At 71.3% G+C, this 12,462-nt stretch carries 16 protein-coding genes; 8 read left to right on the forward strand and 8 right to left on the reverse strand.

Annotation, left to right across the window (positions count from 1 at the left end; genetic code table 11):
* Positions 1-8: 8 nt before the first annotated feature.
* Positions 9-494 carry a nuclear transport factor 2 family protein gene (locus ACWC09_RS04495; RefSeq protein ID WP_450848410.1) on the reverse strand — a complete coding sequence of 162 codons (486 nt, stop codon included), beginning with the start codon at positions 492-494 and terminating at the stop codon, positions 9-11.
* Between the two features lie 63 nt (positions 495-557).
* Positions 558-905 (reverse strand): FAD-dependent oxidoreductase, encoded by a 348-nt coding sequence (locus ACWC09_RS04500; RefSeq protein WP_450848412.1) that lies wholly within the window; start codon positions 903-905, stop codon positions 558-560.
* 84 nt (positions 906-989) lie between these two features.
* Here ACWC09_RS04500 and ACWC09_RS04505 point away from each other — a divergent pair, with 84 nt between their 5' ends.
* A complete protein-coding gene (locus tag ACWC09_RS04505; protein WP_450848414.1) occupies positions 990-1,958 on the forward strand; it encodes an LLM class flavin-dependent oxidoreductase in 969 nt (322 codons plus the stop codon).
* A 37-nt stretch (positions 1,959-1,995) separates the two neighbouring features.
* A complete protein-coding gene (locus tag ACWC09_RS04510) occupies positions 1,996-2,736 on the forward strand; it encodes an SDR family NAD(P)-dependent oxidoreductase (protein WP_450848416.1) in 741 nt (246 codons plus the stop codon).
* Positions 2,737-2,873: 137 nt separating this feature from the next.
* On the opposite strand, the gene ACWC09_RS04515 is transcribed toward ACWC09_RS04510, so the two are convergent.
* From ACWC09_RS04515 to ACWC09_RS04525, 3 genes are all read right to left on the reverse strand, one after another.
* The gene (locus ACWC09_RS04515) at positions 2,874-3,446 is read right to left on the reverse strand and encodes a chloramphenicol phosphotransferase CPT family protein (RefSeq protein WP_450848417.1); all 573 of its coding nucleotides are present in this window, start codon (positions 3,444-3,446) and stop codon (positions 2,874-2,876) included.
* 24 nt (positions 3,447-3,470) lie between these two features.
* Positions 3,471-3,650, reverse strand: a complete 180-nt coding sequence (locus tag ACWC09_RS04520; protein ID WP_450848419.1) for a hypothetical protein — start codon at positions 3,648-3,650, stop codon at positions 3,471-3,473.
* A 261-nt stretch (positions 3,651-3,911) separates the two neighbouring features.
* Positions 3,912-4,190, reverse strand: a complete 279-nt coding sequence (locus ACWC09_RS04525; protein WP_450848721.1) for a winged helix-turn-helix transcriptional regulator — start codon at positions 4,188-4,190, stop codon at positions 3,912-3,914.
* Between the two features lie 135 nt (positions 4,191-4,325).
* Between ACWC09_RS04525 and ACWC09_RS04530 the strand changes: the two genes are divergently transcribed.
* On the forward strand, positions 4,326-4,886 hold the full coding sequence (locus ACWC09_RS04530; protein WP_450848421.1) for a carboxymuconolactone decarboxylase family protein: 561 nt from the start codon (positions 4,326-4,328) through the stop codon (positions 4,884-4,886).
* Between the two features lies 1 nt (position 4,887).
* Here the strand turns inward: ACWC09_RS04530 and ACWC09_RS04535 are convergent, their stop codons facing one another.
* Positions 4,888-5,763 (reverse strand): undecaprenyl-diphosphate phosphatase, encoded by an 876-nt coding sequence (locus tag ACWC09_RS04535; protein ID WP_450848423.1) that lies wholly within the window; start codon positions 5,761-5,763, stop codon positions 4,888-4,890.
* A 320-nt stretch (positions 5,764-6,083) separates the two neighbouring features.
* Between ACWC09_RS04535 and ACWC09_RS04540 the strand changes: the two genes are divergently transcribed.
* Genes ACWC09_RS04540 through ACWC09_RS04550 form a run of 3 tightly spaced genes read left to right on the forward strand, consistent with a single transcriptional unit; the run spans position 6,084 to position 8,898 of the window.
* A complete protein-coding gene (locus tag ACWC09_RS04540; protein ID WP_450848425.1) occupies positions 6,084-7,262 on the forward strand; it encodes a Gfo/Idh/MocA family protein in 1,179 nt (392 codons plus the stop codon).
* Complete coding sequence (locus tag ACWC09_RS04545) at positions 7,259-8,185, forward strand: DUF6807 domain-containing protein (RefSeq protein ID WP_450848427.1); 927 nt, start codon at positions 7,259-7,261, stop codon at positions 8,183-8,185. The genes ACWC09_RS04540 and ACWC09_RS04545 overlap by 4 nt, the downstream gene beginning before the upstream one ends.
* On the forward strand, positions 8,179-8,898 hold the full coding sequence (locus tag ACWC09_RS04550) for a cupin domain-containing protein (RefSeq protein WP_450848429.1): 720 nt from the start codon (positions 8,179-8,181) through the stop codon (positions 8,896-8,898). Before ACWC09_RS04545 ends, ACWC09_RS04550 begins: the two co-directional genes overlap by 7 nt.
* A 161-nt stretch (positions 8,899-9,059) precedes the next feature.
* Here the strand turns inward: ACWC09_RS04550 and ACWC09_RS04555 are convergent, their stop codons facing one another.
* On the reverse strand, positions 9,060-9,530 hold the full coding sequence (locus ACWC09_RS04555) for a winged helix-turn-helix transcriptional regulator (protein ID WP_450848430.1): 471 nt from the start codon (positions 9,528-9,530) through the stop codon (positions 9,060-9,062).
* 111 nt (positions 9,531-9,641) lie between these two features.
* Between ACWC09_RS04555 and ACWC09_RS04560 the strand changes: the two genes are divergently transcribed.
* Entirely contained in the window at positions 9,642-10,811 is a 1,170-nt protein-coding gene (locus tag ACWC09_RS04560) for a thiolase family protein (RefSeq protein ID WP_450848432.1), read from the forward strand.
* Positions 10,812-10,882: 71 nt separating this feature from the next.
* Here ACWC09_RS04560 and ACWC09_RS04565 read toward each other — a convergent pair whose 3' ends face one another.
* The gene (locus ACWC09_RS04565; protein ID WP_450848434.1) at positions 10,883-11,653 is read right to left on the reverse strand and encodes a TVP38/TMEM64 family protein; all 771 of its coding nucleotides are present in this window, start codon (positions 11,651-11,653) and stop codon (positions 10,883-10,885) included.
* Between the two features lie 49 nt (positions 11,654-11,702).
* On the opposite strand from ACWC09_RS04565, the gene ACWC09_RS04570 reads away from it, so the two are divergent.
* Complete coding sequence (locus ACWC09_RS04570; RefSeq protein WP_450848436.1) at positions 11,703-12,425, forward strand: DNA alkylation repair protein; 723 nt, start codon at positions 11,703-11,705, stop codon at positions 12,423-12,425.
* Positions 12,426-12,462: the final 37 nt, after the last annotated feature.

Genomic DNA, 12,462 nt, shown 5'->3' on the forward strand with positions numbered 1-12,462 from the left:
GGCCGAGATCAGTCGGTCACCGGGGCGGGCCGCCGCCCGGGCAGCTGCCGCCACTTCTCCTGTACGACCACCTCGCGCACCCGCCAGCCGTCGTATGTCCGCAGCAGCCCGAAGGCATAGCGCCCGCCGCACACGAAGTCGGGAGCGGCACCCTCCGCGTCCTGGGAGTCGAAGCGCATGGGGTTGACGTAGTCGGCCTGCACGCGCGCGGTGTCGCCGGTGTCCTGTTCCAACGTCCCGAACCGCACCCGGCGGTTGACGATCAGATGCTGCCGCATCGGGAACAGCAGCATGTTCTCGGCCAGCCAGGCGGAAACGCTTCCCGCGTCCCCCTCTATCCCGCCGGCCGACCGGTAGTCGGCGCGCCCGTCGGGCGTGAACAGCCCCCGGTACGTCGCCCAGTCGCCGTCGTCCACCGCCACCGCGTAGTCGGTGACCAACTCGTCGACGGCCAGCCGGTCCATCACGGTCGCGAGCTCCACGCGCTGCGTCATCGGCTCAGTGTTGGGCATGGCGCGTGTCCGGCCAAGGGGCGTGCGGTGATATTCGGCTCCTTGTCACACGACGTCCACGCCCCAGGAAGCCGCATGGGCGCCGAACTCGTTCTCGGCCGCTATGGCCACCATGCGCTTGTTCCGGGCCTCGGCCTCCGGACCGTCCGGCAGATGGTAGTCGGCGCCCGCCCTGGCCGAACTGGCTTGTACGGTCGTGGCGTTGGCGTTGCGCTGACGCGCGTACCGTTCGAGCGCCTCGGGTACGTCCGCCGGAGTCGCGTCCGTGAGGACGTGACCGAGCACCGCCGCGTCCATGATCGCCTGAGCCGCGCCCTGGGCCTGGAACGGCACCATCGCACTCAGTGTCGCGGCCAGTCCTCCGATGCCGGCGCCCACCACGATGGCTCGCATGGCACGACCCCACCGCAGAACTCCGGTGCTGTACAGGCCAATTCAGGCGCGATGCGGTGTCCGGCCCCTTCCTATACTGACCGAATGATCAGCATCCCCCTCAGCGCGCTCGAAGTGGCCATGGTCCAGACGGGCGCCCGGGCCGCCGACACGTTGCGCGACACCACCGCGTTCGCGCGAGGCATCGAGGACCTCGGCTACGAGCGACTCTGGTACGCGGAACACCACCACTCCCCGGCCATCGGGGCGTTCCCGCCGGTCGTCCTCACCGCCCACACGGCCGCGTCCACCTCGTCCCTCCGGGTCGGCTCCGGGGGAGTCATGGCGCCGAACCACGCGCCGATCATGCTCGCCGAGCAGTTCGGCACCCTGGCCGCCCTGCACCCCGACCGCATCGACCTGGGCATCGGCCGGGGCCCGGGCACCTTCGACGAACCCACGGCCCGTGCCCTGCGCCGAGGGGCGGGTCCGACGACGGACGCCGAGTACCGCGAGGACGTGTCGGCGATCCTGCGCCTTCTGCTGGACGAGGTCGCGCTCGGCTCCCTCCCGGAACCCTGGCTGCTGTCCTCCAGCACGGCCGGCGCCGCGCTCGCCGCCGCACTAGGACTGCCCATCGCCTTCGCGCACCACATCCGCCCCGACAACACCCGGACCGCGCTCGCCCACTACCGCGACCATTTCACCCCGTCCCGCTGGTGCGCCCGCCCGCGCGTCCTGCTCTGCGTGGAGACGGTGTGCGCCGAGACGGACGAGGAGGCGGCCCGGCTCGCGGGCCCGATGGACGTCGTCAAGGCGGGACTTCTGAAGGGACAGAGCGAGGTCCCGTTCCCGACCCCCGAAGCGGCCGCGGCCCACGCCTTCACCGCCGGCGAAGCGAAGGCCCTGTCGGCGTTCCGTGCCCACCAGGCCCACGGTTCGCCCGACTCGGTGGCGAAGCGGCTCGCGGACCTGACGGACGCCACCGGGGCGGACGAGCTGATGCTGGTGACGCCCGTCTACGCGCTGGCGGACCGGTTGCGGTCGTACGCTCTCGTGGCAGAACTAAAGTGATCGATGATCGATCATTCGCGGGAGTCCAGGAGGTCCCATGAAGCGTCTCGTCACGGTCGTCACCGGCGGCAGCAGGGGAATCGGCGCCGCGACCTGTCTGCGGCTCGCGGCGGAGGGGCATGACGTGGCGGTCGGGTACGTCCACGACGCCGAGGCCGCGGAGGCGGTGGCGGAGGGGGTGCGGAAGCTCGGCCGCCGTGCCGTCGCGGTGCGGGCGGACACGGCCGTCGAGGCCGACGTCGAGCGCCTCTTCGAGACGGCGGAACGCGAACTCGGCCCGATCACGGGGCTGGTGAACAACGCGGGCGTGACCGGCCTGCTGGGCCGCCTCGCCGACACGGACACGGCGACCCTGCGCCGGGTCGTGGACGTCAACCTCCTGGGCACGCTGCTGTGTTCGCGCCGTGCGGCCCAGCTCATGACGGCGCGGGGGAGCGGCGTCATCGTGAACGTGTCCTCGGGCGCGGCCACGCTCGGCAGCCCCGGGGAGTACGTCCACTACGCGGCGACCAAGGCGGCCGTCGACGCGCTGACCGTGGGCCTCGCCAAGGAACTCGGCCCGGACGGCATCCGCGTCAACGCGGTCGCGCCCGGCGCGATCGACACCGACATGCACGCCGCGATGGGCGACCCGGACCGGGCTCACCGTATGGCCGAGGCGATTCCGCTACGGCGGCCGGGGCAGCCCGAGGAGATCGCCGCGGCCATCGCGTGGCTGATGTCGCCGGAGGCTTCGTATGCGACAGGGGCGGTTTTGCGGGTGGCGGGTGGGCGGTGAGTGGCCGTCCTGGGCGGAGGGTTACAGGTGGGCGTGAGTGGCCGTCCTGGGCGCAAGGTTTGGGTGGGTCCTGAGGCTCGGCGCGGATGGTCGCCCGGTGTCGGGCCTCGGCCGTGGGCGGCCATCGGTGTCCAGGCTCAGCCGTGGCCGGCCCGCAGCCGCTCGAACGCGGTCGGCCTCGGCCGGTTCGGCAGGAACTCCTTGATGCGCAGGGCGCATTCACGCGCGGTCTCCGCGGCGGTGTCGCACTCGACGTCGTAACGGCCGTGTGCGTGCACCTGCTTCAGCTGGCGGGCGGCGAGGCCCGGCGGCCGGTCACCGCGCTCGCGCTCACGGCGCTCCAACTCCTCGACGGGGCAGTGCACCCCGACGAGCACCACATCCTCCGGGACGAGGACCGACAGACAGTCCTTCAGTCGCCACTCCGCGCTCAACACATGGTCCACGACGATGTTGTTGCCGGCGGCGGCCATGCCGGCGACCGCGCGGTGGAAGCCCTGCCAGGTCCGGTGCAGAACGGTGTCCAACTGGTCCGGCGGAATCGGCACACGGGATCGCATGGCATGAAACACGTCGACCGGCATATGGAAGTACGGCTCCTCAAGGACCCGCACCAGCTCGGCCGCGATGCTGGACTTGCCCGAACTGGACGTGCCGTTCAGGAAGATGACGAGGCCGCGCTGGGCGGGGACGCTCTCCAGGTGCTCCATGCCGGGAATCCCGGGCCGGCCGCTTCAGGCCGCCTTGACGACGTGGCCCCGGATGGCCGCCGCCCACTCGACCACCAGCAGCTCGTACTCCGCGCGCTCCTGGGGCGACAGCGAGCCGCCCGCACGCAGCCACAGCGCCCGGATCTGCTCGTTGACTTCGGCAGCAGACCGCACGGAACCAGAGGCCATGGAATCGGGGGACATGCCGACAAGCCTAGGGGCAAGCACTGACACTGCGCTACCGAGCGGCTACTCATCCCGTATGTCATTGGTCACGGTTCCATGATCACGCCCGCTGTCACTGACTGGTAAGTCAGTCGCTCCAGGCGACTGCACACCATCCGCGCCGGTTCGTTCCGCGGTGGAACTCCCGTATGGCGTAGAGGTGTTGGCCCAGGCGGCCCCCCGTGCACGTCACTGTCGAACCCGCGACGCGGGCGCATTGCCGGGTCAGGTCGCGTGGCCTCACCGCTGCCGCTCGGCCCACACCCGGGACCAGTCCAGCAGTGGTCCCATCGCCGTCACCAGGTCGGCTCCCAATGGGGTGAGCTGCCAGGTCGCGTCGGACGTCGGTGCGGCGACGGCGGCCTCGCGCAGCTCGGTAAGGCGGGTGGACAGCACGCTGGACGACATGCCGTCGCATCGGCGCTGGAGGTCGCGGAAGCCGATCGGGCCGCCGTGCTGGTGGAGTTCCCAGATCACGCGCAGCGTCCAGCGCCGGCCCAGCAGATCCAGGGCCGCCATGACGGGACGGCCGGTGCTGGAACCGCGGACCGGGCGGCCGGGGGTGGGGGCCGAGTCCAAGTGACCTCCTCCGTACGCGCCTTCTTCCGTCCCCACTCTTGCGCTTCGATTTCAGAAGCGCAAGAGTCGGTCGGCATGAAGCAGCGCATCGACGGCGTAGCGCCGCCCTACTCACCCGAAACCGACCGCGCCCTGCAGCGCTGGATGCCACCCGGCGTCGACCGCGAACCCCTGATGCTCTTCAAGGTCCTGGAACGCCACCCCGAACTCGCCTCCCGCATGCGCGCGCTGGGCGCCGGCCTCCTCGTCCACGGCCACCTCTCCGACGCCGACCGCGAACTCGTGATCGCCCGCGTCTGCGCCCGCGCCGACTGCGCCTACGAATGGGGCGTCCACATGGCGGCGTACGCCGAAGTCGCCGGTCTCGCACCCCACCAGGCGACCCTCACCGCCGACGGCACACCCGACGACCCGGCCTGGTCCCCTCGTCAGACGGCGCTCCTCCGGGCCGTCGACGAACTGCATGACACCGCACGGCTGACCGACGCCACCTGGTCCGCCCTGCGCCGGCACCTCGACGAGCCCGAGGCCCTGGAGTTCCTGGTCCTCGCCGGCTGGTACCGCACCATCGCCTACGTGGCCAACGGCGCCCGGATCGAGCCCGAACCCTGGGCGCTCACCCTGCCCACCGGGTAGGTCAGTCCGCCGACTCCGCCGCGTGCGGGCTCAGCACACCCGCCGTCACCAGGGCGAAGATCACGATGCCGAGCGCGATCCGGTACCAGACGAACGGCATGAAGCTCTTGGTCGAGATGAACTTCATGAACCACGCGATCACCGCGTAACCGCAGGCGAAGGCGATCACCGTCGCGAACAGCGTCGGCCCCCAAGACACATGGTCGCTCTCCATCGCGTCCTTGACCTCGAACAGGCCGGACGCCAGCACCGCGGGGATCGCGAGGAGGAAGGAGTAGCGGGCCGCGGCCTCACGCTTGTAACCCATGAACAGGCCGCCGCTGATCGTCGCGCCGGAGCGGGAGACGCCCGGGACGAGCGCCGCCGCCTGGCACAGGCCGTAGATCAGGCCGTCCTTCACGCCCAGGTTCGCCAGCGTCTTGCGCTGCTTGGGCGCCCGGTGCCGCCCGCCCGTCTCGTCCCGGGCCGCCAGCCGGTCGGCGACGCCGATCACGACACCGATGACGATCAGCATGGTCGCGGTGATCCGCAGATCGCGGAAGGGTCCCTCGATCCGGTCCTTGAACAGCAGTCCCAGCACACCGATCGGGATCGAGCCGACGATCACCAGCCAGCCCATCCGGGCGTCGTGGTCCGCCCGCATGTCCTTGTCGACCAGCGACCGCGACCATGCCGAGACGATCCGCCCGATGTCCTTGCGGAAGTAGATCAGTACCGCCGCCTCCGTGCCGATCTGCGTGATCGCCGTGAAGGCCGCTCCCGGGTCCTTCCAGCCCGAGAAGGCCGCGGTCAGCCGCAGATGCGCACTGGAGGAGACGGGAAGGAACTCGGTCAGCCCCTGGACGAGCCCGAGGATGAGGGATTCAAACCAAGACATGGAGGTACGGCGTCCAAGTGCTCGTCGTCGCGGGCGCGACGGAACGTCACGCCGCCGGGCGTGCTGATCACGGGTGTGCAAAGCAGCCTAGCGTCCGGCGACGGCGGCCCCGGCACAGGGGTTCCACGGGCACCGGCGAGCCCGGGCGAGCCCGGGCGGCGATCACTCCTCACGCCTCTGAGTCGCAGGCCATCTCCCGCCCCGGGTGTCGGGTGGTTGACCTTGTGCGGGGACGGAGCTTACGTTGCTGGAAGGAGAAAGCGCTTGCTAGCTGCCCCTCCTCGTGGCTCGTCGTTTGCGGAGGAGTGCTGATCGCGTCCATGTCCACGCCCGAGACCCAGCCCGGGACGTCCCCGACCCCCTCCACCCCGCTCGCCGGCCGCCGCATCCGGGCCGCTCTCGTCGGCATCGGCGCCATCGGGCGGGGCTCGCACCTGCCCGCGCTGGCCAGGCTGGCGGAGGAGGGTGAGACGGAGGTCGTAGCAGCCGTTGACATCGATGCCACCGCCGTCGAGGAGTTCTGCCGGGCGACCGGGATCCCGCACGCGTACACCGACCTGGAGCAGATGCTGCGCGAGCAGCGCCCCGACCTGGTGAGCATCTGCACCCCGCCGACCCTGCACCGCGACCAGACCATCGCCGCGCTGCGCGCCGGGGCCTGGGTGTGGTGCGAGAAGCCGCCGGTGCCGACGCTCGCCGACTTCGACGCCGTGGAGGCCGAGGAGGGCAAGGACGGCGGTCCGTACGCCTCGATCGTCTTCCAGCACCGCTTCGGCTCGGGTTCGAAGCACGTACGACGCCTGCTCGCCGAGAAGGCCGTGGGCCGGCCGCTCGTCGCGCACTGCCAGACCACCTGGCACCGCGACACCGCCTACTACGCCGTGCCCTGGCGCGGCCGCTGGGCGACCGAGGGCGGCGGCCCCGCGATGGGGCACGGCATCCACCAGATGGACCTCCTCCTCGACCTGCTCGGCCCGTGGAGCGAGGTGCGCGCGATGGCCGGGCGGCTGGTGCACGACGTGGAGACCGAGGACGTGTCGACCGCCCTGGTCCGCTTCGAGAACGGCGCCCTGGCGACGATCGTGAACAGTGTCCTCAGCCCGGACGAGGTCAGCCGCATCCGCATCGACTGCGAGCGCGCCAGCGTCGAGCTCACCCATCTGTACGGCCACAGCAACGCCAACTGGCGCATCACGCCGGCCCCGGACGTGCCCGGTGACGAGGCCGCCGCCTGGCGGGACTTCGGCGCGGACGTGCCCAGTTCGCATCTGGAGCAGTTGCGGGAGCTGGTCGCGAGCATGCGGGCGGCGGAGCGGCCGCGCAGCAGCGGAGCGGACGGGCGGACGAGCCTGGAGCTGATCGCCGCACTGTACAAGTCGGCGTTCACGGACGTGACGGTGAAGGCCGGCGAGATCGGCCCCGGTGACCCGTTCTACACGGCGATGCACGGCAACGCGCCCGGCTGGGCTCCGACCGCTGCCGAGGAGGTGTCCGCATGACCGGCCTGCGTCTCGTCCACGCCCACGGCGACCGGATCACGATCACCGAACCGTCCACCGGTGTGGAGCTGTTGAGCTATGTCTACGCCCCCGAAGCGGCCTGGGAGTCCCCGAAGCCGTACATCCACCCCCTGCGCACCCTGGCCGGCGACGTCGTCACCGACTACCGCCCCAACGACCACCGCTGGCACAAGGGCCTCCAGCTGACGGCCTCGCACCTGTCGGGTGCCAACCTGTGGGGCGGCAACTCGTACATCCACGGCGAGGGGTACCTGCAACTCCCGGAGCGCGTCGGCTCGATGGCGCACATCGGCTTCGACGAGGTGGAGGTCCATGAGGACCGGGCCGTCATCGCGGAACGGCTCACCTGGCATCCGTACAGCGGCGAACTGTGGGCCGACGAGGAGCGCCGGATCGAGATCCACGACGTCGACCGGGAGTCCGGCTCCTGGGCGCTGACCTGGACGAGTGCCGTCACCAACCGCCGTGACGAGCCGCTGCACTTCGGCAGCCCGACCACCGCCGGCCGTGAACTCGCCGGCTACACCGGCCTGTTCTGGCGCGGCCCGCGCGCCTTCCGGGACGGCCGGATCATCGGCCCCGAGTCCGAGGGCCCCGGCCTGATGGGCGAACAGGCGCCCTGGCTCGCCTACTCCGGCGAGCACGACGGCACCGACGGCCACGCCACCCTCGTCTTCGTCCACGCCCCCGAGAACGACCACCTCGGTGTCCAAGGGACCCACCCCGCCCACTGGTTCGTCCGCAACGAGCCGTTCGCCGCCGTGGCCCCCTCCTGGGCGTTCTACGACGAACTGGAACTCGCCCCCGGCGACACCCTCACCCGCCGCTACCGCGTCGTCGTGGCCGACGGAGCCTGGGAGCGGGAGGGGATCGCCAAGTACCTGGAGGCACACCCATGGTGAGCGCCGAAGACTTCACGGGACTGCCGGGCGGCGTCGCCGTCTCGCACCTCTCCGTCTACGACTGGCCCGCCGCCGACGGCGTCTGCGGCGGAACTCCCCATCTGCACCTGACCTGTTCGGAGGCGTACGTCGTCACCGGCGGCCGTGGCGCGGTGCAGACCCTCACGACGTCCGGGTACGAGGTCACGCCCCTCGTACCCGGCACGGTCGCCTGGTTCACGCCGGGCACCATCCACCGCCTGGTCAACGAGGACGACCTGCGCATCACCGTCCTGATGCAGAACAGCGGTCTGCCGGAGGCGGGCGACGCGGTCCTGACGCTGCCGCCGCGGTACCTGACCGACCCGGAGACATACGCCGCCGCGACCACGATCCCGACGGACGCGCCGGAGGAGGAGCAGGCCCGGGTGGCCCGCGCCCGCCGGGACCTCGCCCTGGAGGGCTACCGCGCCCTGCGCGAGGCCGACGGCCCCGAGCCGCTGGCCGCCTTCCACCGCGCCGCCGCGGCACTGGTACGACCCCGGCTCGCCGAGTGGCGCGAGCGCTGGCGCCGGGGTGCCGAGGCCGCCTCAGCTGCCACGGGGGAGCAGCTGGGCCGCCTCGAACAAGGCGATGCGGGTCACCTGGCCGACGCCGTGGTACGGGCCGAACAGCCCGCTGCGTACGGGAAGTTCGGGATGTGCGGGCGGCTGGACGTCTACAAGGGCGACTGACCGTCAGACCGGTGCGGTGAGCCCGGCGGCGAGGAACACCGTGCCCATGCGGACATGAGCGCGCCCCGGGAAAGGGCTTGCCGACAGGGGAAGAGTCACAGCGGAAACGAGAACGATTCCCACTGCTCGCGGAGTTGTCGCTGACACGAGGGCCGCGGCGATCAGGCCGCCGTCGGCCCCGAAACGGTCCACCCCTCGGTCTGCGGATGGGCCGTCAGGTCCTCGTGGCGGACGGGGTCGCCGCAGGCCTGGCAGGTGACGACCGGGATCAGCTCGTTGCCGCAGCGGTGCTCGACCACCATGGGCAGCTCGACACCGCCCCGGAGATGGCGGTCGCCCCACTCCTTGAGGGTCATCAGGACCGGCTCCAGCTCCAGACCCGCCTGCGTCGGCCGGTACTCGAAGCGCCGCGGCCGTTCGCTGTAGACGCGCTTGGTCAGGATCCCCGCCTCGACGAGCCGGCGCAGCCGGGCGGCCAGGATGTCGCGCGGGGCGCCGATGTTGCGCACCAGCTGGTCGAAGCGGCCGTTGCCCAGACACACCTCCCGCAGGACGAGCAGCGAGTACTTCTCGCCGACGAGTGCCAGGGCGTCGGCGATGGAACAGGGGCGCGGGTCTTTGGGGGCGGCCATGACGCCCAGTCTAGGTGAGGGTTTGATTTTCCAACTCGCAGGGCTATGGTGAGTTTGGATTTCCTACTCACCGGTAGTCGTCGTACTCGCGAAGTCGTGGAGGCCCGCACCATGCGTGACGCAGTGATCGTCGAAGCCGTACGCACCCCGATAGGCAAGGGCAAGCCGAACGGCGCCCTCGCGCACGTCCACCCCGTCGAGCTCCTCGCCCACACCCTGCGCACCCTCGTCGAACGCTCCGGTGTCGACCCGGCGCTGATCGACGACGTCATCGGAGGCACGGTCACCCAGGTCGGCGAGCAGTCGGTCAACATCACCCGGCAGGCCGTCCTGTCGGCGGGCTTCCCCGACGCGGTGCCCGCGACCACGGTGGACCGCCAGTGCGGCTCCTCGCAGCAGGCGGTGCACTTCGCGGCGCAGGGCGTGCTCGCGGGGGCGTACGACCTGGTCGTCGCCTGCGGGGTGGAGTCCATGGGGCGCGTGCCGATGGGCTCGGCCGTGCTCCCCGGCACCGACCCGTTCGGGCCCGGTGTCGCCCGGCGCTACCCGGAGGGCCTGGTCCCGCAGGGCATCAGTGCCGAACTCATCGCCACGAAGTGGTCCATGACCCGCGAGGCCTTGGACGACTTCGCGCTCTCCTCGCACCACAAGGCGGCGGCGGCCTGGGACGCCGGCCTCTTCGACGCGGAGACGGCACCCCTGGAGGGCCTCGTGCGCGACGAGTGCATACGGCCCGGCAGCACTCCCGAGATCCTCGCCGGCCTCAAGCCCGCCTACTACGACCCCGGCTTCGCAGAGCGCTTCCCGCAGATCGAGTGGAACATCACCGCGGGCAACGCCAGCCCCATCAACGACGGCGCCTCCGCCGTCCTCATCACGTCCAGCGAGACGGCGGCCCGCCTCGGCCTGCGCCCACTGGCCCGCCTCCACAGCTTCGCCGTCACCGGCTCCGACCCGCTCCTGATGCTCACGGGCGTCATCCCGGCCACGGAGAAGGTCCTGCACCGGGCCGGCCTCACCCTCGCCGACATCGACCTGTTCGAGGTCAACGAGGCCTTCTCCAGCGTCGTGCTGGCCTGGCAGCAGGAGCTGGGCGCCGACCTGGCCAAGGTCAACGTGCACGGCGGCGCGATAGCGATCGGGCATCCGCTGGGCGCGAGCGGCACCCGGCTGACGACGACACTCGTGCACGCGATGCGGGAGCGGGGTGCCCGTTACGCCTTGCAGACGATGTGCGAGGCGGGTGGGTTGGCCAACGCGATGATTCTGGAAGGGCTCTAGGCCAACGCCCATTCTCTGGCGCGACCAGCCTCAACGAACCCGCAGACGCCAACCGGCAATGCGTGGCACCCTCAGCCGCGCAAATGATGCCGCTTCCGCCACGCCAGCACCGTCCCCACCAAGGCCGGCAGGGCGATGCAGGCCATCGCGATCAGAAAGGCCGGCGACGTCGGAGACGACGCGCGCGCACCGGCGACGACATACGCGGCGGTGTTCGGGATCGATCCGAGCGCCGTCGCGACCAGGAAGGGCACCCAGCCCATCCTGGAGACGGCGGCACAGTAGTTGGCCGCCCAGAACGGCACTCCGGGGAAGAGCCGGGCCGCCATCATCGAGCGGAAGGCGTGCCGGCTGAGCTGCCCGTCCGCGGCCTTCAACAACCGCCCCCGCAGCAGCGGTCGCAGCGCGTCCTGCCCGAGCACCCGGCCCAGGCCGAAGGCGAGACCGGCCCCGAGGACCGTGCCCGCCAGGGTCGTGCCGATGCCCACCTGGGAGCCGAACAGCGCGCCCCCGGCGAGGTTCAGCAGCGGCCGCGGCACGAACGCCACCGTGCACAGCCCGTACGCCCCCGCGAACACGACGGCCGCCGCGGCTCCGCCGAGCTGCGGCGGCCAGCCGTCCGCCAGCAGCCGCTGCGGCTCGAAGAGCAGCACCGTCGTGGCAGCGGCGGCGAGCAGGGCGATCAGCAGCGACAGCCGCGACCATGGCGAGAGCAGCACGCGCGTGAAGCGCGCGCCGGGGCCCATCGGGACGGGCACGGGCAGGGCGACGGCGAACTCCGTGGCGGCGGCCCGGGGAGAGGCCGTGGCGGTGCCCCCAGAGCGGGTGGTGGCATCGAGCATCCCGTGACAGTAACGGATTGATATATGTGATCGCCGTATGGTTCGTCTCATGAGCGTCACAGGTACGGATATTCTGGACGTGCCCTTCAGCACACTCGCCGACACCGTGCTGGATCGGCTCACCGTCACGTACGCCGCCGCGGCCGACCCGGAGCGGGCCGCGCCGACGCGCGCGTACATGAAGGACGTGGCCCCTTTCCTCGGCCTCACCACACCTGTGCGCCGTGCCCTGTCCCGCACCGTCATGGAGGGCCTGCCCCGCCCCGACGAGGCCGACTGCACCGCGATCGCGCTGCGCTGCTGGCGGCTGCCCGAGCGCGAGTACCAGTACTTCGCCGTGGACTATCTGCGCCGCCACGCGCGCGTGTGCTCGTCCGGCTTCCTGCCGGTGGCCCGCCACCTCGTGGCCACCGTCTCCTGGTGGGACACCGTCGACCTCCTCGCCGCCCACGTCGTGGGCGCCCTGGTCGCGGCCGACCCGGCGCTCACGGCGGACATGGACGCCTGGATCGTCGACGACGACCTGTGGATCGCCCGTACCGCGCTGCTCCACCAGCTGCGCTACAAGGAACGCACCGACACCGAGCGCCTGTTCACCTACTGCCTGCGCCAGTCCGGGCACCCCGACTTCTTCATCCGCAAGGCCATCGGCTGGGCGCTGCGGGAGTACGCCAAGACCGACCCGGAGGCCGTACGGGCGTTCCTGGCGCGTGAGCGGGGGCGGTTCGCGCCGCTGTCGGTGCGGGAGGCGCTGAAGAACATCGGGGCCTGAGGCGGGCGGGGCGGGCCTGAACTGCCGTAGCGCGGAA

Source organism: Streptomyces sp. NPDC001617, assembly GCF_053596855.1.